Source organism: Solimonas flava DSM 18980 (assembly GCF_000426685.1).
In the GTDB taxonomy this organism is placed as follows: Bacteria; Pseudomonadota; Gammaproteobacteria; order Nevskiales; family Nevskiaceae; genus Solimonas; species Solimonas flava.
This window is the reverse complement of record NZ_AUFV01000008.1, coordinates 298,337-321,770: the sequence shown is the minus strand read 5'-3', so window position 1 is coordinate 321,770 and position 23,434 is coordinate 298,337. Positions and strand designations below refer to the sequence as shown.

The window sequence follows — 23,434 nt, the reverse complement described above, 5'->3', positions numbered from 1 at the left end:
CTTGCGCGGAGGAGACCGCCATGCCAGTCATCGACACGGGCCATGCCCTTCCTCCGTCCTTTTTCCTTTCTGCCACGGAGGTCGCGGCATGAACGCTGTACTCAAGGACCCGTCCGACGCGCGCGCCGCGGCGGCGGCGCCGGCCGGCAAGCTGATCAACATCGACAACGGCGGCACGCTGACCGACATCTGCGTGATCGACGGCGGCAAGGTCTGGCGCACCAAGACGCTGACCACGCCGTATGACCTGTCGAAGTGCCTGTTCGAAGGCCTGAAGAAAGCCTCGCGTGTGATCTACGGCGAGGAAGACCTGCAGAAACTGCTGCTGTCGACCGCGCACATCCGCTACTCGACGACGCAGGGCACCAACGCCCTGGTCGAGCGCAAGGGTCCGCGTCTGGGCCTGATCACCGGCAACGGCCTCGATGCCGGGGCGGTGCGGGCGCATGACGGCGCGTCGGCGCTGTTCGACGCGCTGGTCGGTGAGCGCGTCGCGACGCTCGACGCCGGCGCCGACGAGGAGGTTCTGGCGCGCGCCGCGGTGGCTGCCGTCAACCAGCTCGCGTCAAGCGGCGCCAACCGCATCGTCATCGCCTTCGGCGGCGCCGGCCGCGGCGACGCCGAGCGGCGCGTGCGCAGCCTGCTGCTGCGCAAGTTTCCGCCGCACCTGCTGGGCGCGATCCCGCTGCTGTACTCGCACGAGCTGGTCGAGGACGAGCACGACGCGCGCCGCGCCTGGAGCGCGCTGTTCAACGCCTTCCTGCATCCGGCGATGGAGCGCTTCCTGTATTCGGCCGAGCACAAGCTGCGCGAGAACCGCGCGCGCCATCCGCTGCTGATCTTCCGCAACGACGGCCACTCGGCGCGCGTCGCCAAGACCACGGCGATCAAGACCTACTCGTCCGGTCCGCGCGGCGGCATGGAAGGCGCGCGGGCGCTGGCCGCGCACTACGGCCTGCGCCAGCTGCTGTCGATGGACGTCGGCGGGACCACCACCGACATCGGCATCGTCGAGGACGGCCGGGTGCGCGCCGACACGCGCGGCAAGGTCGAGGGCGTCAGCACGTCGATGCCGCTGTGCGACGTCGTCAGCGTCGGCGTCGGCGGCAGCTCGATCATCCGCGTCGAGAACGGCGAAATTCGCGTCGGTCCGCAGTCGGTCGGCAGCGCGCCCGGACCGGCCTGCTTCGGACTCGGCGGCACCGAGGCGACCATCACCGACGCCTTCCTCGTGCAGGGCCTGCTCGATCCGGCCTCGTTCTTCGGCGGCGAACTGAAGATCGACGTCGAGCGTGCGCGTGCGGTGATCCAGGACAAGGTCGCCGCGCCGCTCGGCGTGTCGGTCGAGGCCGCGGCGCAGCGCATGGAGGCGGCCTGGGTCGCCAAGGTCGCCGACAGCCTGCGCGCCTACGCGACGATCGGGCCGGACACGACGCTGGCCGCGTTCGGCGGCGGCGGGCCGTTCGTGGTCTGCAAGGTCGCCGACGCCGCCGGCATCCGCCGCATCCTGATTCCGGGTCTGGCCGCGGTGTTCTCGGCGTTCGGCCTCGGCTTCTCCGACATCGCCCACCAGTACGACGCGCCGCTGCCGAGCAACGACGCCGCCGGCCTGCGTGCGGCGACCGAGGCGCTGCTGCAGAAGGCACGGCGCGGCATGTACGGCGAGGGCATCGAGCTCGACGACTGCGACATCACCACCACGCTGCAGGTCAGCGACGCGCAGGGCGAGCGCTCGCTGGCGCTGGACGGCGATGCGCTGCCGGCGGGTCTGGCGCCCGACGCGCGCCTGACGCTGTCGCTGCTCGCCGCCAGGACGATCGCGCAGCCGCAGCTCGCCGGCCAGTTCAGCGGCCACACGCAGCCGGCGCAGGCAGCGGGCACGCGCCGCGTGCTGATCGACGGTGCGCCGCAGGCGGTGCCGCTGTACCGCGCCGAGGAGCAGGCCGCGCAGTCCGGCGCCGCCGGTCCGGCCGTGCTCGAAGAAGCGTTCTACACCTGCCGCATCGACGCCGGATGGCGCTTCGAGTTCAACGACAGCGGCGACATCCTGCTGACGAAGGCCTGAAGCGCCGCGTCCGCCACCGACACGAGAGCCACGATGAAAGTCCTGATCACCGAATACCTGCGCATCAATCTCGACACCGAGAACTGGGAGTGCCGCCGCTGCGATCACGTGCTGAACTCGGCGCGCGAGAACTACAAGCGCGGCCTGCGCGTCTACGACCGCGATCCGCGCGAGATCCACAAGCCGCTGCTCGATCCGCAGCGCTACGCACGCACCTACTCGCCGGACCCGCAGTGGTGCCGGATCCTCGAGTACTACTGCCCGAACTGCGGAACGATGTTCGAGGCGGAGTACCTGCCGCCCGGCCATCCGCCGCTGCACGACATCGAGCTCGACATCGACGCGCTCAAGGCGCAGTGGCAGGGCCGCGAGGAAGTCACCGAGCCGGTCACCGGCCCGGATCTGGCGCTGGAGAAGGTGCTGCTCGGCCGCAAGCTGCATGCCGAACACGAGCACGGTCACCACGGGCACCGCGGCTAGGCGCGGCTGCCGATCGGCGATCCGCGCAGCGCGCCCGGCACCGATGCCGGCGCCGCGCCGCGGACGGCCAAAGGACACTGGAGGAATTTTCGAATGAAACGCGTATCGGTCGATATCGGCGGCACCTTCACCGACTGCTTCGTGGCCTGGGGCGGGCGCAACGTGCAGGGCAAGGCGCTGACCACGCATCACAACCTCGCGCTGGGCTTCAACGAGTCGCTGGCCAATGCCTGCCGCGATCTCGGCGTCGACGTGCCGGCCCTGCTCTCGCAGGTCGACTCGGTGCGCTACGCGACCACGCTCGGCACCAACGCGCTGATCGAGCGCAAGGGGCCGCGTATCGGCGCGCTGGTGACGACCGGCTTCAAGAGCACGATCCCGCTGTCGCGGGCGCGCGGTTACGGCGAGGGTCTGTCCGAGGAACGGCAGATGGACATTCCGAACGCGCAGCGTCCGGAAGCGATCGTGCCGATCCCGATGATCCGCGAGGTACGCGAGCGCATCGACTATCTCGGCCAGCCGTTCTGGCCGCTGGACGAGGACGACGTGCGGCGCTGCATCCGCGAACTGGTCGACGCCGGCGCCGAGGCGCTGGTCGTCGCCTTCACCAACAGCGTCGTCAATCCCGCGCACGAGCTGCGCGTGCGCGAGATCTTCCTCGAGGAGTATCCGGCGCACCTGCTCGGCGCGATCCCGATGCTGCTCAGCCACCAGGTCGCCGGCCGCAAGGGCGAGTACGCGCGCTCGATGTCGACGATCATGGACGCGTTCCTGCACGCGACCATGTACCACGGCCTCGGCACGCTGGAGCTGAACCTGCGCGCGCAGGGCTACGACAAGCCGATGCTGGTCAACCACAACTCCGGCGGCATGGCGCAGCTCAATTCGACCGACGCGCTGCAGACCGTGCATTCGGGGCCGGTCTCCGGCATCGCCGCCAGCGAGCACCTGATGAACCAGACCGGGCTCGGCAACGTCGTCGCCACCGACATGGGCGGCACCAGCTTCGACATCGGCATCGTCGACCAGGGCGGCGTCAAGCACTACGACTTCAATCCGGTGATCGACCGCTGGCTGGTGTCGATCCCGATGGTGCATCTGGTCACGCTCGGCGCCGGCGGCGGTTCGATCTGCAGCTACGACCGCTTGTTCAAGACAGTAAAGATTGGCCCCGAGTCAGCCGGTTCCGATCCGGGTCCGGCCTGCTACGACCGCGGCGGCCTCAAGCCGACCGTCACCGACGCCGATCTGCTGCTCGGCTATCTCGATCCGGCGAACTACGCCAACGGCCACATCAAGCTGAACCCGCGGCGCAGCCGCCAGGCGCTCGAGGATCTGGCCGACGCGCTCGATCTCGATCTCACCGAGGCGGCCAAGCTGATCAAGAAAACGGTCGACGCCAATATGGCGAACGGCATCGCCACCGAGCTGCGCACGCGTGGCTACGAGCCCAAGGACTTCACGGTGCTGGCCTACGGCGGCAACGGTCCGCTGCACGCCTGCGGCATCGCCGCCGTGCTCGGCGTCGACCGCATCCTGGCGCCGCCGTTCTCGTCGGTGTTCTCGGCGGTCGGCGCCGGCAACATGAACCAGATGCACATCCACGAGTCGAGCACCTGGACCGTGCTGTTCGACCCGAACCTGAAGCGCTTCTTCTCCGACTACGCCGCGTTCAACGCCAGCGTCGAGGAACTGGAGCGGCGCGGCCGCGAGGATCTGCTGCGCCAGGGCTTCGACGCCGCCGACATCCGCTACCGGCTCGAAATCGACATGCGCTACGGCAACCAGCGCGTGCAGACCGCGGTCGTCACCGACCTCAACCGCCTCGACAGCCAGCGCGACGTGCTGCGCCTGATGGAGCAGTTTCACCGCAGCTACGGCGATCGCTTCGGCGAGGGCAGCCAGTCGCCGGAAGCCGGCGTGCGCATCAACACCCTGCGCGTGTGCTCGTACGTCGAGCAGGCGACGGCGGCGTTCTCGGGCATCCAGGACGACGGCCGTGCGGGCCGGACGGCGACGCCGGTCGGCACGCGCCTGTGCCACTTCCCGGGTCACGACGGCGCCGTCGAGACGCGGCTTTACGACGCCAGCGCGCTCGCCGAAGGCACGCGCATCGAGGGCCCGGCGCTGGTGACGACGCCGGCGACCACCTATCTGATCGAACCGGGCTGGCGCTACTACGCCGCCGCCCAGGGCGCCGTGTGGTTCACGCGCGGCGGCCACTGAAACGACTACACGACAAGCCGCAGCGACTGACGCGCGGCGCGAGGAGACGACAATGAATGACATGCCCCAGAAGGTCGAACTGAGCGGCGAAGACCAGCTGCTGCTCGACAAGTTCCTGGCCGACAACCGCCTGTTCCTCGGCCCCGATCCGGAGATCATGCGCAACCACAAGATCCAGCCGCGTTCGGCGATGGAGGAGACGGCGCTGGCCGGCGGCCTCGATCCGCACCAGGTCCATCACGTGCGCGGCCTGATCAACGCCGCGCTGTCCGAAGCGTTCACGATGGTCAACCAGATGGGCGCCGCGCCGGGCGCCAAATGGGGCGACCTCGTCACCGGCATCTACACCGCGCAGGGCGATCTGGCGATGATCGCGCCGCACGGCATCATTGCCTTCGCTGCCTGCTGCTTCTATCCGATCCGCTTCATCATCAAGAACTGGATCGACGATCCGACGGTCGGCGTCCGCGACGGCGACGGCTTCATCCACAACGACGCGCGCTACGGCGGTGTGCACAACACCGACCAGTCGATGATGATGCCGCTGTTCTACAAGGGCGAGTTGGTCTGCTGGCTGTCGAGCACGATCCACGAGGGCGAGAACGGCGCCTGCGAGCCGGGCGGCATGCCGGCCGCCGCCGAGAGCAAGTACGACGAAGGCATCAAGATGTCGCCGTTCAAGGTCGTCGAGAACTTCCAGCTCAAGCGCGACCTCGTCACCTTCCTGCAGAACTCGGTGCGCGATCCGAAGCTGCAGCTCGAGGACATGAAGGTCAAGCTGCACGGCGTCATGCGCCTGCGCGAGCGCATCATCGCCATCCTCGACCAGTTCGGCAAGGACATGCTGGTCGGCACGTTGCGCAGCCACCTCGAGGACACCGAGGCCGAGATGCGCCGCCGCATCCGCGAGATGCCGGACGGCACCACGCGCGTGCTGCAGTTCATGGACTCCTCGCTGCGCGAGAACGCGCTGCAGAAGATCTCGCTGGCGATCACGGTCAAGGGCGAGCGCATGATCATGGACTTCCGCGGCACCGCGCCGCAGTTCATGAACCGCTCGGTCAACACCAACATCGCCTCGTTCAAGGCGGCGCTGTGCACCGGCCTGCTGCAGAACATCTGGCCGGACCTGCCGCACACGATGGCGGTGCTGTCGCCGATCGAGATCATCTCCGACCGCAACTCGATCATCGACGCCGAAGGCGAAATGCCGCAGGCGATGAGCCTGATGCCGATGTTCAAGGCCTGCGTGGCCTGGACCATCCCGATGAACAAGTTCAACTACAGCCTGCCGCACAAGTACTCGGCGATCATCGCCTCGCAGTACGACCAGGCCGCGACCTTCATCTACGGCGGCATCACCCAGCACGGCGACGTCACCGGCAATTTCTGCGGCGACATCAACGGCAACGGCCAGGGCGCGCGCAGCCACGCCGACGGCGAGCACTCGGTGTCGCCGGTGTTCGGCTTCATGTGCGATTCCGGCGAGCACGAGATCAACGAGGAAGACACGCCGATCATCCGCCTCGGCGCGCAGCGCATCGCCAAGGACCGCATCGGCTTCGGCAAGTACCGCGGCGGCATGGGTTACGAGCAGATCGCCACCGCGCGCGGTTCGGGCATGTGGGGCTTCATGACCGGCTGCGAGGGCTCCAAGTTTCCGTCGGCGCAGGGCCTGTTCGGCGGCTACTCGTGCCCGTCGTACCAGCTGCTGAAGATCAAGGGCATCAACATCTTCGAGGAGCTGAAGAAGAATCCGAAGATCGTCGAGGTGTTCGACATCGTCAGGCTGATGAACGAGCAGCCGATCAAGGGTGGCCGCTACAGCAGCAACGACATGGGCATGACCTTCGAGCTGTGCGACGAAGGCGAGGTCTACATGATCTGCCAGGGCGCCGGCGGCGGTTATGGCGACGTGCTCGAACGCGATCCGGAACTGGTGATGAAGGATCTGCGCGAAGACCTGATGTCGCACGAGAACGCTTGGGACATCTACCGCGTCGTCTACGACCGCGAGCAGCTGGTCGTCGACGTCGAGGCGACCGCCGAGGCGCGCGCCGCCGAGCGCCGCGCCCGCATCGCGCGCTCGCAGCCGTTCGACACGTTCGTCGCCGAATGGGTCACGCCGGAGCCGCCGGCGCACCTGCCGTACTTCGGCAGCTGGGACGACAACCGTCGCATCTACGCGCAGAACCCGGCGATCAATCTCAAGGTGGTGATGGACGCCGATCAGCTGCAGGGCGTGTTCATGCCCAATCCAAAGGACCTGCAGATTGCGGCGCTGGAGGCGCAGCTGGCGGCGCAGGGAGCCGAGCTCGAGGCCTGCCGCGCCGCGCGCTGAGGCGCGGACGCTGTCCGGACGAAAACGACGACGACCGCCATAGGCGGCGAGGAGATCACGATGACCGACTACGGCAAGCGGTTCCGGCTCGACGGCAAGGTGGCGCTGGTCAGCGGCGCGGCACGCGGCATCGGCGCGGAGATCGCGCTGGCGCTGGCGCAGGCCGGGGCGCGCGTGCTGGTCACCGACGTCGCCGACGGCGGCGGGCGCGCGACCGTGCAGGCGATCCGCAGCGCCGGCGGCAGCGCCGACGCCTGCGTGCACGACGTCACCGACGAGGCGCAGTGGGCGGCGGCGGTGGCACTCGCGCAGCATCGCTACGGACGCCTCGACATCCTCGTCAACAACGCCGGCATCGAAACCGCGGCGCTGCTCTCGCAATGCACGGTCGAGGATTTCCGGCGCGTGCTCGACGTCAACGTCACCGGCGTGTTCCTCGGCATCAAGCACGCGATCCTCGCGATGGCGCCGCCGCAGGGCGAGGGCGGGGTCATCGTCAACCTGTCGTCGGTCGCCGGCCTGATCGGCACCACCGGCCACGCCGCCTATCACACCTCGAAGGGCGCGGTGCGCCTGCTGACCAAGGCGGCGGCGGTCGAGTGCGCGCAGCTCGGCACCGGCATCCGCGTCAACTCGGTCCACCCGGCGATCGTCGCGACCGAGATGGGCACCAACTTCATCCAGCACTTCGTCGACCTCGGTCTGGCGCCGGACTACGCGACCGCCGAGGGCGCGATCAAGGCCGCGCATCCGCTGGGCCGTTTCGGCGAGCCGGCCGACGTGGCGAGCGCGGTGATCTATCTGGCCGCCGACGCCACTCGGTGGATGACCGGCGCCGAGCTGGTGCTCGACGGCGGCTACACCGCGGCCTGAGCGGCGCGGTCTGAACGGGAGCGAGCGATGGGAGCTTTCGACGATCTGCTGGCCCGGCGCCGCGCGCTGTGGCTCGACTACGCCGACTACGCCGGCGCGCTGCTCGCCGGCGGCGCGGTGCCGTGGCTCGACGTCTCGGCGCTGGTCGCCTGGCAGCGCAAGGCGCAGGGCCTGCTGCAGTCCGACGTCATCGAGCTGCCGCTCGGCGCCGTCTGCGCGGCCTGGCTGCAGGCGCATCCGGCGCTGCGCACGGCGATGGCGGCCAAGCGCCGCACCCTGTATCCGCTGCGCACGCTGCTCGCCGACGAGGCGCTGCGGCGGCATCTCGCCGAACTGGCGGCCGGCCTGCGCGCCAGCTTCGCCGCGCAGCCGCTGGCGCTGGCCTGTCCGTCGCCGACGCGCTGGCTGCTCGACAGTTATCGCCAGGCCTGCGGCGAGGCGCCGGACGTCGGCGACGAGGACATCGAGGACGCTGCCGTCTATGTCGCCGATTTCCTGCGTGGCTTCGGCGACGCCGGGCTCGACGTGCTGCTGCTGCAGGAAGCCGACGCGCCGGCGACGGCCGAGGCGCTCGGCCGCTACCAGCCGGTGCTGAACGTCGCCGCGCATTACCGCTGGGCGCTCGGGCTGGCGGCGCCGGCCGGCGCCGATGCCGGCACCGCTGCGCTCGATTTCGTCGTCGCGCCGCAGCCGGCGGTGGCGCGCTACGCGGCGCAGCTGGTGCCGGCCGCGTACTGGAGCGGCGGCGAGGCGCCGCCGTGTCCGCCCGGCGGCTTCCGCTACGCCGGCATTCCCGGTGACGCGCAGCCCGAAGCCGTGCTGCAGCGTCTCGCGGCGCTGCGCTGAACGGGAGACACGAATGCATCTGCCGCCCCGCTTCGTGCCGCCGGCGCTGCGCCTGCTCAAGCGCGCGCTGCAGCCGGGCGTGCCGGTCGCCGTGCAGCGCGCGCTGTCGGCCGCTGCGTTGCGCGCGCTGCCGCCGCCGCGCGGCACCGAGCGCCGCCACGCTACGCTCGGCGGCGTGCCGGTCGAGCGGCTGCGCCGCCGCGGCACGCGGCCGACGACACGGATTCTCTATCTGCACGGCGGCGGCTACGTGCTCGGCTCGCCGGCCACGCATCGCGCCATCACCGTGCGCCTGGCGCTGCACAGCGGCGCGGAGCTGATCGTGCCGGACTACCGGCTCGCGCCCGAGCATCCGCATCCGGCCGCGCTCGACGACGCGCGCGAGGTCTGGCGCGCGCTGCTCGACGAGGTCGGCGACGCCGCGCACATCGCCGTCGCCGGCGATTCGGCCGGCGGCGGCCTCGCGCTGGCGCTGGCGCTGGCCCTGCGCGACGCCGGCCAGGGCCTGCCGGCAGCGCTGGCGACGATTTCGCCGTGGACCGATCTGGCGCTGAGCGGCGCCAGCGTGCAGGCGCGCGCCGCGCGCGACCCGCTGCTGACGCCGGCCTGCGGCGCGCACTGGTCGGCGCTGTATCGCGGCGGCCTGGCCGCCGACACGCCGGCCTGCTCGCCGCTGTACGCCGATCCCGCCGGGTTGCCACCGCTGCTGGTCCACGTCGGCAGCGAGGAAATCATCTACGACGACGCGCAGCGCTGGGTCGCCAAGGCGCGCGCCGCCGGCGTCGCGGTGACGCTGCGCGAGTACGCCGGGCTCTGGCACGACTTCCACCTGCAGGCCGGGCTGCTGCGCGAGGCCGACGACGCGGTCGCCGAACTCGCCGCCTTCTGCGCCGCCGCGCTGGCCGCCGACACCGACCGGGAGTCCGCATGAACGACGCCGATTTCGCATTGCGCGGCGAAGCGCTGTTTTCGATGCACGCGACGCTGCAGGCGCCGCCCGAGCTGATCGGGCCGGTGCCGGAGGGCATCCGCGTGACCTTCTACGTCAGCGGCGGCCGCGTCGAGGGGCCGCGCCTGCGCGGCCGGTTGCGTCCGGTCGGCGCCGACTGGTTCACGCTGCGCCGCGACGGCGTCGGCCAGCTCGACGTGCGCGCGACGATCGAGACCGACGACGGCGCGCTGATCCAGGTCGACTATGCGGGCCTGGCCGACGCCGGCGAAGACGCCTACGAGCGCTTTCTCGCCGGCGAGCTGCCGCCGCGGCTGGCGCTGCACACCGGCCCGCGGCTGCGCACGGCGCATCCGGACTACCAGTGGCTGCAGCGCCTGTACTGCGTCGGCGTCGGCGAGGCCGACCTGCAGACCTTCGAGGTCCGCTACCGGGTCTACGCGCTGCGCTAGGAAAAGGCCCTGGCCACACGAGAACAAGAGGAGAACGACATGGTGCAGGAAGGCGAGTTGCTGTGGACCCCGCGACCCGAGTTCGCCGAGCGCTCGCAGATCGCCCGCTACCAGCGCTGGCTGCGCGGGCAGCGCGGCGTCGACACCGCCGACTACGCGGCGCTGTGGCGCTGGTCGGTCGACGAGCCCGAGGCCTTCTGGGCGACGATATGGGACTACTTCGACGTGCAGTCCTCGGTGCCGTACTCGCAGGTGCTCGACCGCCGCGCGATGCCCGGCGCCAAGTGGTTCGAGGATTCGCGCGTCAACTACGCCGAGCATCTGCTGCGCCACGAGAAGACCGCGCCGGACGCGCCGGCCTTCCACCACCTGTCGGAGACGCGGCCGCTGGCGACGATGTCGTGGCGCGAGCTCGGCCGCCAGGTGCGCATCCTCGCCACGCAGCTGCGCGCGCTCGGCGTGCGGCCGGGTGATCGCGTGGTGTCGTACATGCCGAACGTGCCGGAAACGGCGATCGCGATGATGGCGACGGTCGCGATCGGCGCGGTGTGGTCGTCGGCGGCGCCGGAGTTCGGCGTGCAGACCGTCATCGAGCGCTTCTCGCAGATCGAGCCGAAGGTGCTGTTCGCGGCCGACGGCTACCGCTTCGGCGGCAAGGACTTTTCGCGCGAGGCCGAGGTGCACCGCATCGTCGAGGCGCTGCCGTCGCTGCAGACGCTGGTCTGGCTGCCGTACCTGAAGCCCGATGCGGCGCCGCCGGCCTGGCCGGCGCTGCGCCGCTGGGGCGAGCTGATGGCGCAGCCCGAAGTGCCGGCCGAGACGTTCCGCTACGAGCACGTCGCCTGGGACCATCCGCTGTGGGTGGTGTTCTCGTCGGGCACCACCGGCCTGCCGAAGGCGATCGTGCACAGCCACGTCGGCGCGCTGCTCGAACATCTCAAGCTCATGCACTTCCACCTGAATCTCGGCCCGGATTCGGTGATGTTCTTCTACAGCACGACCGGCTGGATGATGTGGAATCTGCTGCTGGCGGCGCTGCTCACCGGCAGCGCGATCGTGCTCTACGACGGCAATCCGGCGCACCCGTCGCCGGATTTCCTCTGGCAGCTCGCCGCCGACACCGGCACGACCAGCTTCGGCGCCAGCCCGACCTACGTGCAGATGATGGAGAAGGCGGGTCTGGTGCCCGGCGAGCGCTTCGACCTGTCGCGGCTGGAGTCGATCGTCGTCGCCGGCGCGCCGTCGACGCCGGAGACCTTCGCCTGGTTCTACCGCTGCGTGAAGAAGGATCTGTGGGTGACCTCGCAGTCCGGCGGCACCGAGCTGTGCAGCGGTTTCGTCGGCGCCGCGCCGACGCTGCCGGTGCATGCCGGCGAGATCCAGACGCGCCTGCTCGGCATGGACGTGCGCGCCTGGAGCGACGACGGCCGCGAGCTGGTCGACGAAGTCGGCGAGCTGGTCGTGACCACGCCGTTTCCGTCGATGCCGGTGCGCTTCTGGAACGACGACGGCGGCAAGCGCTATCGCGAATCGTACTTCGAGGCCTTCGATCACATCCGCCCCGGCATCTGGCGGCATGGCGATTTCATCAAGATCAACGCGCGCGGCGGCTGCTACATCTACGGCCGTTCGGATTCGACGCTGAACCGCTACGGCGTGCGCATCGGCACCGCCGAGATCTATCGCGCGGTCGAGCAGGTGCCGGAGATCGCCGACAGCCTGATCGTCTGCTGCGAACTGCCCGGCGGCCATTTCTTCATGCCGCTGTTCGTGCGCCTCAAGCCCGGCATCGAGCTGGACGACGGTCTCGTCAAGCGCATCAACGCCAGGCTGCGCGAGGACTGCAGTCCGCGCCACGTGCCCGACAAGATCTACGCGGTCGCCGCCGTGCCGTACACGCTGACCGGCAAGAAGATGGAAGTGCCGGTGCGCAAGCTCTTGATGGGCTGGCCGCTCGACAAGGCCGCGAGCCGCGACGCGATGATGAATCCGGAAGCGATCGACTGGTTCGTGCGCTTCGCCGCCGAGAGCCGCGACTACGACTGGCGCGGTAACGCCCGCACTGACGCGCCGGCACCGGCGCAGGCCTGAAGGAGAGACGACATGGGACGCGTACAGGACAAGGTCTGCGTCATCACCGGCGGCGCCCGCGGCCTCGGGCTCGCCGCCGCCGAAGCACTGCTCGCCGAAGGCGCACGCGTGCTGCTCACCGACGTCGATCGCGCGGCCGGCGAGGCCGAGGCGCGGCGGCTCGGCGCGCGTGCGCGCTTTCGCGTGCAGGACGTCACCGATGCCGCGCAGTGGGCGGCGACGCTCGACGCGGCGCAGGCCGAGTGGGGACGGCTCGACGTGCTCGTCAACAACGCCGGCGTGGCCGGCATCGCCGACGTCGAACGCATCACGCTCGCCGACTGGCAGCGCACGCTCGACATCAATCTGAGCGGCGTCTTCCTCGGCACGCAGGCGGCGATCGCGCGCATGAAGACGGGCGGCGGCTCGATCGTCAACATCGCCTCGATCGAAGGCCTGATCGGCGAGCCGCTGATTCCGGCCTACAACGCCAGCAAGGGCGGCGTGCGCCTGTTCACGCGCTCGGCGGCGGTGCACTGCGCGCGCAGCGGCTATCCGGTGCGCATCAACAACGTCTGCCCCGGCTTCGCCGAGACGCAGATGGTGGCCGGCGCGCTGGCGTCGATGGCGTCGGACGACGCGCAGAACTTCGCGGCGCGCACGCTGGCGCGCATTCCGCTCGGCCGCTTCGCGCGGCCGGCCGAGATCGCCGCCTGCGTGCTGTTCCTGGCGTCCGACGAATCGAGCTACGTGACCGGCGCCGACCTCGTCGTCGACGGCGGCATGACGGCCTGACGACGGCCATCCCGAAAACGACATCCGCAGAATCCGAGGAGAAACCATGAGCAAGAAGCCCGTCGTCATCTACGGCGTCACCGGCTACACCGGCCGCCTGGTCGCCGAGTACCTGCGCGAGCATCGCGTGCCGTTCGTCGCCGCCGGCCGCGACGCCAGGCGCATCAAGGAAGTGCTCGACCGCGTGCCGGGCATCGAGAACGCCGATTACGAGATCGCCGAGGTCGAGCACACGGTCGAAGCGCTGACCAAGCTGATGCAGGGCGCCAAAGTCATGTGCAACATGGTCGGCCCGTTCATGAAGTACGGCGACGAGGCGGTCGAGGCCTGCCTCAACGCCGGCGCGCACTACACCGACACCAACGGCGAGCAGAACTGGATGATGCACGCCGAGGCGAAGTGGGGGCAGAAGTTCGCCGACAAGAACCTGCTGCTGGCGCCCGGCATCGCGCAGATGTACACGACCGGCGAGATCGCCGCGAACCTGTGCCTGGAGACGCCGGGACTCGACACGCTCGACATCCTGGTGCTGTGGAAGGGCTTCCCGACCTACGCCTCGACGCAGACGATCTTCAGCATCCTCACCGCCAACTTCTACTACCTCGAAGGCAACCAGTACGTGCAGTGGTCGCCGACCGCCAAGTCGGAGGTCGTCGTGCCGGGCCAGCACGAGACGGCGATGGCGCTGCCCTGGGGCGGTACCGCGCATCCGGTGTGGTTCAAGAATGATCCGCGCGTCGCCAACGTCAAGGCGCAGGGCGGCGTGTTTGCGCGCGCGGTGATGGAAGGCGTGGTGCAGATCGCCGCGGTGGTCGAGGAGCAGATCAAGCCGCTGCCCAAGGATCAGGCCGAAAAGAAGCTGTCGGAGATGGCGGCGAGCCTGCAGGCCGGCATGCCGCCGCGCGAGAATCCGCGCGAGAACACTTCGGTCGACTCGGTGCACGCCAGCGGCCCGCTCGGCCGCGCGCACTGCGTGATCCACGGCGTCTGCAACTACAAGCAGACCGGCCTGCTGCAGGCCTACGCTGCCTATCACCTGCTGCAGGCGCCGCCGAAGCGCTACGGCTTCGCGTCCGGCTGCCAGGCCTTCGGTCATCGCGAGCTGCTCGGCGTGCTGCAGAGCTTCGGCCTGGTGTCGCGCCCGGAGCTCACGGTCAACGCCGCGTCGGCGCGCATCGGCTGACGGGCGCGCACGCCATGGCCGGCCTGCGTGTCGCGCCCGCCGCCGCCCGCGTCGCGGAAGGCGAATGCCTGTGGACGCCGCCGCCCGAACAGGTTTCGGCGGCGGCGGTCGAGGACTTCCGGCACTGGGTCAACGCCCATCACGGCCTCGATCTCGACGACTACGCGGCGCTGTGGCGCTGGTCGGTCGACGAGCCCGAGGCGTTCTGGGCGGCGATCTGGCGTTACTTCTGCATCGTCAGCGAGACGCCGTACCGGCACGTGCTCGACCGCCGCACGATGCCCGGTGCGCAGTGGTTCGAGGGTGCGCGTGTCAACTACGCCGAGCATCTGCTGCGCCACGAGGACGCCGATCCGGACGCGCCGGCGCTGCTGTACGCCTCCGAGCGGCGTGCGCCGGGGCAGCTGAGCCGGCGCGAGCTGGGCCATCGCGTGCGCGTGCTGGCGACGCGGCTGCGCGCGCTCGGCATCGGCCCCGGCGACCGCGTCGGCGCGTACATGCCGAACATTCCGGAGACCGCGATCGCGATGCTGGCGACGACGGCGATCGGCGCGGTATGGACGGCTGCCTCGCCGGAGTTCGGTGCGCGTACCGTGATCGACCGCTTCGGCCAGCTGGCGCCGAAGCTGCTGTTCGCCGTCGACGGCTACCGCTTCGGCGGCGAGGACTTCGCGCGCGGCGAGCAGGTCGCGGCGATCGTCGCCGGCCTGCCCAGCGTCGAGCACGTGATCTGGCTCGATTACCTGGCGCCCGGTGCGGCGCCCGCGCTGCCCGGCGCCCGGCGCTGGTCCGAGCTGGCCGACGGCCCCGAGCCGGCGACGTTCGCGTACGAGCGCGTCGCGCACGACCATCCGCTGTGGGTGCTGTTCTCGTCGGGCACCACCGGCCTGCCGAAGGCGGTCGTGCACAGCCACGTCGGCATCCTCGTCGAGCACTGCAAGCTGACCGCGTTCCACGTCGGCCTGCGGCCCGGCGACCGGCCGCTGTATCACTCGACGTCCGGCTGGATGATGTGGAACGTGCTGCTCGCGAGCCTGCTGCAGGGCGCCGCGCCGGTGCTCTACGACGGCTCGCCGATCGGGCCCGATCCCGAAGTGCTGTGGAAGCTCGTCGAGCAGCTGCGCGTCACGCATTTCGGCACCAGCCCGAGCTTCGCGCAGATCATGCAGAAGAACGGTCTGCGGCCACGCCTGCGCTACGAGCTGTCGGCGCTGCGCATGGTGCTGCTCGCCGGCTCGCCGTCGGTGCCCGAGACCTTCGCGTGGTTCTACGACGAAGTGAAGCCGGATCTGTGGGTGACTTCGCAGAGCGGCGGCACCGAGATCGCCTCGGCCTTCGTCGGCGCGGTGCCGACGCTGCCGGTCCACGCCGGCGAGATCCAGACGCGCCTGCTCGGCATGGACGTCGAGGTCTGGAACGAGTACGGCCAGCCGGTCGTCGACCAGACCGGCGAGCTGGTCGTGCGCACGCCCTGTCCGTCGATGCCGATCCGCTTCTGGAACGACGACGACGGCCAGCGCTACTGGGAGTCGTATTTCGCGACCTGGCCCGGCGTCTGGCGCCACGGCGACTCGACCAAGCTCAATGCCCGCGGCGGCGTCTACATCTACGGCCGCAGCGATTCGACGCTGAACCGCTACGGGGTCTGCATCGGCACCGCCGAGATCTACCGCAGCGTCGAGCGCATCGACGAGGTGGTCGACAGCATCATCGTCTGCTGCGAGCTCGCCGGCGGCCGCTTCTTCATGCCGATGTTCGTCAAGCTGCGCGCCGGCATCGAGCTCGACGAGGCGATGCGCGAGAAGATCCGCCGCCAGCTGCGCATCGACTGCAGCCCGCGTCACGTCCCCGACCAGCTGTACCGCGTCGACGAGATTCCGTACACGCTGACCGGCAAGAAGATGGAAGTGCCGGTGCGCCGCCTGCTGAGCGGCTGGCCGCTCGAAAAATCGGCGAGCCGCGACGCGATGCTGAATCCGGCGGCGATCGACTGGTTCGTGCGCTTTCGCGCCGACAACCGCGTGATGCTGAGCAGCTGACGGCGCCGCGCGACCCGCCATTTTCCCGACCCACGTCCCGCGCCGGCGCGGGACTCCATACACAACGGAGCGGCACGTCCATGGTTCAAGCGGCATCGGCAGCAGCATCGGCGTCACTGGCCGGCAAGACCCTGTTCATCACCGGCGCGAGCCGCGGCATCGGCAAGGCGATCGCCCTGCGCGCGGCGCGCGACGGCGCGCGCGTCATCGTCGCCGCCAAGACCGCCGAGCCCGATCCGCGCCTGCCGGGCACGATCCACAGCGCGGCGGCGGAGATCGTTGCCGCCGGCGGCGAGGCGCTGCCGCTGCAGGTCGACATCCGCGACGAGGCGCAGGTGCAGGACGCCGTCGCCCGTGCGGCCGCGCATTTCGGCGGCATCGACATCCTCGTCAACAACGCCAGCGCGATCAGCCTGACGCGCGCCGAGGCGACGCCGCTGAAGCGCTACGACCTGATGATGGACATCAACGTGCGCGGCGCCTTCGTCTGCACGCAGGCCTGCCTGGCGCATCTGCGCCGCGCCGCCAATCCGCATGTGCTGCTGCTGGCGCCGCCGCTCGATCCCGATCCGCGCTGGTTCGCGCAGCACGCCGCGTACACGGTGTCGAAATACGCGATGAGCCTGCTCGGCCGCGGCCTCGCCGCCGAACTGCGCGACGACGGCATCGCCGTCAACACGCTATGGCCGCGCACGCTGATCGAGACATCGGCGCTGAACGTGCCCGGCCTCGACGGCACGGGCGACGGCCGCACGCCGCAGATCATGGCCGACGCCGCCTACCGCATCCTGACGCGGCCGTCGCGCCAGTTCAGCGGCCACGCCTGCCTCGACGAAACGGTGCTGCGCGAGGCCGGCGTCGACGACTTCGACCCGTATCTGGCCCGGCCGGGCACGACGCCCGCGCTCGACCTGTTCGTATCCACCTGAGAGAAAACCATGCAACGTCCCGTCCACGTCATCGGCGTCGGCATGACGCCGTTCGTCAAGCCCGGCAGCAGCCCGGATTATCCGGAGATGGCGCGCATCGCCGGCCGCACGGCGCTGGCCGACGCCGGCGTCGCCTACGACGACATCGAGCAGGCTTACGCCGGCTATGTCTACGGCGATTCGACCAGCGGCCAGCGCGCCGTCTACGAACTGGGCCTGAGCGGCATTCCGGTCGTCAACGTCAACAACAACTGCTCGACCGGTTCGAGCGCGCTTTATCTCGCGCGCCAGGCGATCGAGGGCGGACTCGCCGACTGCGTGCTGGCGATCGGCTTCGAGAAGATGGAGCGCGGCGCGCTCGGCGAGAAGTACGCCGACCGCGAGGCGCCGCTCGGCCGCCACGTGGCGACCATGCACGCGGCGCAGGCGCCGTCCTCGGCGCCGATGGTGGCGCAGATGTTCGGCGGCGCCGGCCGCGAATACCGCGAGCGCTACGGCGCCAGCCGCGAGACCTTCGCCCGCATCACCGTCAAGGCGCGCCGCCATGCGCAGCACAATCCGAACGCGCTGTTCCGCACGCCGCTCGACGTCGAGGCGGTGCTGGCGTCGGAGGCGGTCTACGATCCGCTGACGCGCCTGCAGTGCTGTCCGCCGACCTGTGGCGCCGCCGCCGCCGTGCTCTGCTCGGACGCGTTCCTGCGCCGGCTGCGCGACGCGCGTCCGGTGCGCATCGCCGCGCAGGCGATGACGACCGATTACGCGAGCAGCTTCGAGCCGCCGTCGATGATCCGCACGGTCGGCAGCGAGCTGACGCGGCAGGCGGCGCAGCGCGTCTACGCCGAGGCCGGTATCGGCCCTGACGAGGTCGACGTCATCGAGCTGCACGACTGCTTCACCACCAACGAGATCATCAGCTACGAGGGCCTCGGTCTGTGCGGCGAAGGCGAGGCCGAGCGCCTCGTCGCGGATGGCGACAACAGCTACGGCGGGCGCTGGGTCGTCAATCCGTCGGGCGGCCTGCTGTCGAAGGGGCATCCGCTCGGCGCGACCGGCCTGGCGCAGTGCGCCGAGCTGGTCTGGCAGCTGCGCGGCGAGGCCGGACCGCGCCAGGTCGAAGGCGCGCGCGTCGCGCTGCAGCACAATCTCGGCCTCGGCGGTGCCTGCGTCGTGACTCTGTACCGGCGCGACTAGGGCCTGCTGACGCCAATCGTGTTGCGGTGCCGAGTCCGTTTCGCCGTCGCGCAAAGAACGAGGAGCGACCGGTACCGGACGTACAGTCGCGACGAGGCCGTGGGCGAGGCGAACTGCCCGCGATGCGGTCCTTTCGGGATGCGGTCCGGCGCGCCGCCATGCGGTGTCGCCGACCGCTTCCCGGGCATCACCCACGCGCACGGCCCGCGCCTTCCCTTTGGACGGTGACCCGGAGCCCGCCGGCTCGCCGGGCGGCAGCACCGCGACGCGACCGGCGTTAACAGGCCTTGGCCCGAACGGCGCGCCGCGGCGCCGGTGCGCGGCGCCGTTTCAGCGCAGCAGCGCCATCTGCCGCGCCGCGTTGATCGCCTGCAGGCGGCTGCTGACGGCAAGCTTCGAGTAGATGTTCTTGAGGTGGAACTTGACGGTGTTCTCAGAGACGAAGATGCGCCGCGCCATCTCCTTGTTCGACACGCCGTTGGCGAGATAGACGAGGATTTCCTTCTCGCGGTCGGTCAGCGGTTCGAGCGGCTGGAAGCTGCCCATCGCCGGCGCCGGACCGGCCGGATCGGCGCCGAACCCGGTCGCCGCCAGCAGCCGTCCGACGAAGTCGTGCAGGGTCGCCTGCGCGGCGTCGCCGCCGACTTCCTGGGCGAGGCGGGCGTGCTCGTCGCGCAGCAGCGGCAGCAGCGCTTCGCCTTCGTCGAGGAACAGGCGCACGTAGCCTTCCGGCGCAGCGAGCTGCAGTGCGCGGTGCAGGCTGCGGCGCGCGGCGTTGTCGCTGCCGCGGCGCTGCAGCGCCAGCGCCTCCAGCGTCAGCAGTTTGATGAGCCGGTACTGGCGGCGCTGCTTTTGCGCCAGCGCGATCTCGTCGGCGAGGCGTGGCAGCGCGCCTTCGGCCTGGCCGGCATGGATCGCCAGACGGATCGCGCCGAGCGCGTCGCCCTCGATCATTTCCGAATAGATCATGCCGCCGTCAGGCAGCTCGAATTCCGGCTGCCGCGGGATGCGGCTGGCGAGCGCCTGCGCGCGCTCCGGTTCGCCGGCGAGCAGGGCGCCGCGCACGCGTTCCCAGGCGGCGATGCGCAGCAGGCGCGGCCAGCCGGCGCTGTGGGCGAGCTGCTCGGCTTCGCCGAACACCTCGTCGGCGCGGTTGCTGCGGCCGCGCGCGAGCTGGATGCGGCCCATCGCCACGTAGCCGAGCGCGAGGAAGTCGAGCAGCACGGAGTCGGCGATGACATCGTGGAACTGCAGGAACATCGACTCGGCGAGGTCGAGTTCGCCGCATTCGTACAGCGCGTGCACGTAGCAGGCGGCCAGCGAGGCGGCGGCGAAGGACTTGTCGAGGTCCAGATGCTGCTCGGCGAGGCCGCTGCGGTACAGGTTCAGCGCGTCGACCAGGCGGCCCTGTATGAACAGGCTGATGCCATGCACGGCGACCGTATAGCCGCCGCTGAACGCGGCGTCGCCGCGGCGGTTGTAAGTCTGCGCGAGCTGCAGCATCTCGCGCTCGGCGTCGAAGTCGGCGACCGACAGCAGGCGGTAGCCGGCGAGGTTGGCGGCGGCGCCGAGCTCGAACGCGCGAAAGCCTTCCGGCCGGAGGTCGCGGATCGCGACGTCGCGGATGATCTCGAAGGCCAGCGGCACGTCGTCGACCACCATCGCCAGCATCGAGCGCACGACGCTGGCGTCGACGCCGTGTTCGGCGGCGGCTTCGAGCGTCGGCAGCAGCGGCCGCAGCTTGTGATGGCGGCGCAGGAAGACCAGCGCCCAGGCGATCTTCACTGCCAGCGCCGGCCGCCGCGCGATCTCTTCGAGCGGCAGCGCATCCGACCAGCGCTCGACGGTCGCCAGGTTGGCGTCGACGATCAGGCGGTCGATCCACTCGCTCATGATGTCGCCGGCGAAGGCGTAGTCGTGCGCGGCGATGGCGTGATGGACGGCGTCTTCGTGCATCTCGTGGCGGTGGAACCAGTCGGCGGCGCGCTGGTGCACGGTCTGCAGCAGGTCCGGCTCGTCGAGCCGCGTCTGGTCGGCGAGGAACGACGAGAACAGTGTGTGGTACTTGAACCAGCTGAGGTCCGAGTCGAGGCAGCGCAGGAACAGTCCGGAGCGTTCGAGGAACAGCAGGATGCTCTGCGAGTCCTGCCAGCCGGTGACGTGATCGCAAAGCCCGGCCGACAGGCGCGTCAGCACCGAGGTCTGGCGCAGGAACTGCTGGATGCGCGGCGGCTGCAGGCTCAGCACGTTGTCGGCGAGGTATTCGGCGAGTTCGCGCGGCTTCGGTGAACTCGCGCCGCTCAGCGAACGGCGCACCGACGGGCTGGCGAGGCTGAGGCGGAACAGCTGCAGCGCCGCCGGCCAGCCTTCGGTCTGGCGATAGATGGCGTCGAGCTCCTGGCGGTTGATGCCGAGCTCGCGCGCCTGGCCGAAGAACAGCTCGGCCTCGTCCGGCGAGAAGCGCAGGTCGTCGGCGCGCAGCACCAGCGCCTGATTGTTGACGACGAAGCGCGCCAGGCCGATTTCCGGCAGCGCGCGCGTGCCGATGAACAGCGTGACGTTGTCCGGCAGGCGCTCGAGCAGCTCGCGGAACATCGCCAGCGCGGCACGGTTGTTGAGCGCCTGGAATTCGTCGAGGAACAGGTGCACCGGGGCGTCGAAGCGGGCGAGGCGGCTCGCCGCCCAGTCGGACAGGCGCCGCCGGCCGCTGCTGCCGCTGCCGGTTTCGTCGTCGCCGCCGTCGGCGCCGGGCAGCGATTCGATCAGCGCCTGCAGATGGCCGCCGAGGCGGCGCATGTCGTTGTCGGCCTCGTCGAAACTGAGCCAGGCGCTGACCGCGCCACGCGTTTCGCCGAGGCTCTTGGCCTGCTGCAGCAGCGTCGACTTGCCGTGCCCGGCCGGCGCCTGGATGACGACGGCGCTGTACGGCGGCGCGCGCAGCATCCGACCCAGCAGCTGGTCGCGCTGGATCGCGCCCGGATACGAGGGCGGGGCGAAGAACTTGTGGGTAAAGACTTCGCTTGGATGTGCGTTTGCATCCATGTCTTCGGCTGCTCTCCTCAGACGCCGAATTCGTTCTGTGGACTATAGCGTAGCGATGCCGCGCTGCCGCGGCTGTAGGACACCGTCCATCGGACCGTGGCGGCACTGCATGGGCGGCGCTGCATGCGGGCTCAGGTTCTGAGCCCGGACCTGCCTAAGCTGCGCGACGGCTGATCGTTCTTCAGCCACTTCGTAGCGTCTCACCTGATCCTGGCCCGCCTCGCGCGGGCCTCTTTTTGTGCGCGAGCTGCGCGCCGGCGCAGGCGCTTCTGCGACAATGCGCGGCCGCACCGCCGAACCGCACCACCGACCATGCGTCGTTCCGATTTCCAGTACGAACTGCCAGCCGAGCTGATCGCCCAGCATCCGACCGCCGCGCGTTCGGCGAGCCGCTTGCTGCATGTCGGCCGCGAGCTGGCCGATCGCATGATCGTCGACCTGCCGGCGCTGCTCGCGCCCGGCGACCTCGTCGTCTTCAACGACACGCGCGTCATTCCGGCGCGCGTCTACGGGCGCAAGCCGACCGGCGGGCATGTCGAGATCTTCGTCGAGCGCATTCTCGACGCGCACGAATTCCTCGCCCAGCTCGGCGTCAGCAAGAAGCCGAAGGCCGGCGGCGTGATCGAGGTCGGCGCGGACCGTCTGACGGTGCTCGGCCGCGACGACGACCTGTTCCATCTGCGCTACGACGGCGACGATGGCGTGATGGCGTTCCTGGAGCGCGCCGGCCGTCTGCCGCTGCCGCCGTACATCGCGCACGCGCCGGATGCGGTCGACGCCGAGCGCTACCAGACGCTGTTCGCGCGCGAGCCCGGTGCCGTCGCCGCGCCGACCGCCGGCCTGCACTTCGATGCCGCGCTGCTGCAGGCGCTCGCCGAGCGCGGCATCGAGACCGCGACGCTGACGCTGCACGTCGGCGCCGGCACGTTCCAGCCGGTGCGCGTCGACGATCTCGCCGAGCATCGCATGCACGCCGAGCGCTATGCGATCGACGCAACGCTGTGCGCGCAGCTGGCGGCGACGCGCGTGCGCGGCGGCAAGGTGGTGGCGATCGGCACGACGGTGACGCGCGCGCTCGAATCGGCGGCGGCGGCGCAGGACCGCGTCGGCACGCTGGTGCCGCAGAGCGGCGAGACGCGGCTGTTCATCACGCCGGGCTATCGGTTCCGGATCATCGACCGCCTGCTGACCAATTTCCATCTGCCGGAAAGCACGCTGCTGATGCTGGTCTGCGCGTACGGCGGCTACGAGCGGATGATGGCCGCGTACCGCCACGCGGTCGCGCAGCGCTACCGCTTCTTCAGCTACGGCGATGCGATGCTGATCGAACCGGCGCCCGAGGCGCTTACAGCGTAGGCGCCTTGCGCTCGACCGCCGGCGGCGGCGCCGGGCGCGGGGCCGGCGCGCCGATTGCGGGCGTCGACGCGCGCCGGCGCCAGACGCGCAGCGGCCAGCCGAGCAGATTGAAGAAGCCGCTGAACAGCACGGCGCCGGCCAGGCCGCAGAGCAGGGCGTCGGTCGACAGCGGCAGGCCCGGCGTGAACGCGGCCCAGGTCGCGGCGGCGATGCCGACGTCGAGGTGGCCGGCCAGATACCAGAGCCGCTTGGCGAGGATTTCGTGGCCGAGGATCGCCAGGCCTTCGCGCATCTGCAGCTCGCGGGCGCGATCGCGCTGCAGCTTGTCGCCGATCTCGCGCAGACCGGGGCCGGCCGACGCGTGCAGGTCGGCGATCAGGCGGTCGAGATCGCCGCCGTAGTGGGCGTCGGCGTTGCGCTGGTATTCGGCGAGACTGTCGACCAGCGCCTGGTGGTAGCCGCCGTAGCGCTGCGTGTAGTGGTCGACGAACTGCGGCAGCTGCATCGCCAGCGCGAAGCCGGCGGCGAACAGCAGGCGGTCGAACAGGCCGAACAGCAGTTTCATGGCGAGGCAGGCGTCCAGGTGAGGCCGGGTGC

General features: G+C 70.3%; 17 protein-coding genes. 15 read left to right on the top strand and 2 right to left on the bottom strand.

The genetic code is table 11. From position 1 onward, the window contains the following. Positions 1–88: 88 nt before the first annotated feature. The 14 genes from K343_RS0110420 to K343_RS0110355 all read left to right on the top strand — a co-directional run bounded on the left by K343_RS0110420 (position 89) and on the right by K343_RS0110355 (position 18,439). Entirely contained in the window at positions 89–2,065 is a 1,977-nt protein-coding gene (locus K343_RS0110420) for a hydantoinase/oxoprolinase family protein (RefSeq protein ID WP_051278156.1), read from the top strand. Between the two features lie 33 nt (positions 2,066–2,098). Beyond that, a complete protein-coding gene (locus K343_RS0110415) occupies positions 2,099–2,545 on the top strand; it encodes an acetone carboxylase subunit gamma (protein WP_028008027.1) in 447 nt (148 codons plus the stop codon). A 93-nt stretch (positions 2,546–2,638) separates the two neighbouring features. Continuing rightward, positions 2,639–4,771, top strand: coding sequence for a hydantoinase/oxoprolinase family protein (locus tag K343_RS0110410; RefSeq protein ID WP_028008026.1), 2,133 nt, complete (start codon positions 2,639–2,641; stop codon positions 4,769–4,771). A gap of 52 nt (positions 4,772–4,823) precedes the next feature. Beyond that, positions 4,824–7,112: a hydantoinase B/oxoprolinase family protein gene (locus tag K343_RS0110405; protein WP_028008025.1), complete on the top strand. Its 2,289-nt coding sequence runs from the start codon at positions 4,824–4,826 to the stop codon at positions 7,110–7,112. 60 nt (positions 7,113–7,172) lie between these two features. Beyond that, positions 7,173–7,985, top strand: coding sequence for an SDR family NAD(P)-dependent oxidoreductase (locus K343_RS0110400; RefSeq protein ID WP_028008024.1), 813 nt, complete (start codon positions 7,173–7,175; stop codon positions 7,983–7,985). 27 nt (positions 7,986–8,012) lie between these two features. Further along, a complete protein-coding gene (locus tag K343_RS0110395) occupies positions 8,013–8,831 on the top strand; it encodes a hypothetical protein (RefSeq protein ID WP_028008023.1) in 819 nt (272 codons plus the stop codon). Between the two features lie 13 nt (positions 8,832–8,844). Next, the gene (locus tag K343_RS21665) at positions 8,845–9,762 is read left to right on the top strand and encodes an alpha/beta hydrolase (RefSeq protein ID WP_043112472.1); all 918 of its coding nucleotides are present in this window, start codon (positions 8,845–8,847) and stop codon (positions 9,760–9,762) included. Further along, positions 9,759–10,232: a DUF3237 domain-containing protein gene (locus K343_RS0110385; protein WP_028008022.1), complete on the top strand. Its 474-nt coding sequence runs from the start codon at positions 9,759–9,761 to the stop codon at positions 10,230–10,232. The genes K343_RS21665 and K343_RS0110385 overlap by 4 nt, the downstream gene beginning before the upstream one ends. A 39-nt stretch (positions 10,233–10,271) precedes the next feature. Next, entirely contained in the window at positions 10,272–12,323 is a 2,052-nt protein-coding gene (locus K343_RS0110380; protein WP_028008021.1) for an acetoacetate--CoA ligase, read from the top strand. A gap of 12 nt (positions 12,324–12,335) precedes the next feature. Beyond that, positions 12,336–13,097 (top strand): glucose 1-dehydrogenase, encoded by a 762-nt coding sequence (locus tag K343_RS0110375; RefSeq protein ID WP_028008020.1) that lies wholly within the window; start codon positions 12,336–12,338, stop codon positions 13,095–13,097. A 46-nt stretch (positions 13,098–13,143) separates the two neighbouring features. Beyond that, positions 13,144–14,280 carry a DUF5938 domain-containing protein gene (locus K343_RS0110370; RefSeq protein ID WP_028008019.1) on the top strand — a complete coding sequence of 379 codons (1,137 nt, stop codon included), beginning with the start codon at positions 13,144–13,146 and terminating at the stop codon, positions 14,278–14,280. A gap of 14 nt (positions 14,281–14,294) precedes the next feature. Further along, complete coding sequence (locus K343_RS0110365; protein ID WP_051278154.1) at positions 14,295–16,319, top strand: acetoacetate--CoA ligase; 2,025 nt, start codon at positions 14,295–14,297, stop codon at positions 16,317–16,319. Positions 16,320–16,399: 80 nt separating this feature from the next. Further along, entirely contained in the window at positions 16,400–17,248 is an 849-nt protein-coding gene (locus K343_RS0110360) for an SDR family oxidoreductase (RefSeq protein ID WP_028008017.1), read from the top strand. A gap of 9 nt (positions 17,249–17,257) precedes the next feature. Further along, a complete protein-coding gene (locus tag K343_RS0110355; protein WP_028008016.1) occupies positions 17,258–18,439 on the top strand; it encodes a lipid-transfer protein in 1,182 nt (393 codons plus the stop codon). A gap of 330 nt (positions 18,440–18,769) precedes the next feature. On the opposite strand, the gene K343_RS0110350 is transcribed toward K343_RS0110355, so the two are convergent. After that, positions 18,770–21,481 (bottom strand): winged helix-turn-helix domain-containing protein, encoded by a 2,712-nt coding sequence (locus tag K343_RS0110350; RefSeq protein WP_028008015.1) that lies wholly within the window; start codon positions 21,479–21,481, stop codon positions 18,770–18,772. A 312-nt stretch (positions 21,482–21,793) separates the two neighbouring features. Here K343_RS0110350 and queA point away from each other — a divergent pair, with 312 nt between their 5' ends. Further along, positions 21,794–22,837 carry a tRNA preQ1(34) S-adenosylmethionine ribosyltransferase-isomerase QueA gene (gene queA / locus K343_RS0110345; protein ID WP_028008014.1) on the top strand — a complete coding sequence of 348 codons (1,044 nt, stop codon included), beginning with the start codon at positions 21,794–21,796 and terminating at the stop codon, positions 22,835–22,837. On the opposite strand, the gene K343_RS0110340 is transcribed toward queA, so the two are convergent. Then, on the bottom strand, positions 22,827–23,402 hold the full coding sequence (locus tag K343_RS0110340) for a DUF2937 family protein (protein ID WP_028008013.1): 576 nt from the start codon (positions 23,400–23,402) through the stop codon (positions 22,827–22,829). The genes queA and K343_RS0110340 overlap by 11 nt on opposite strands. Between the last annotated feature and the right edge of the window lie 32 nt (positions 23,403–23,434).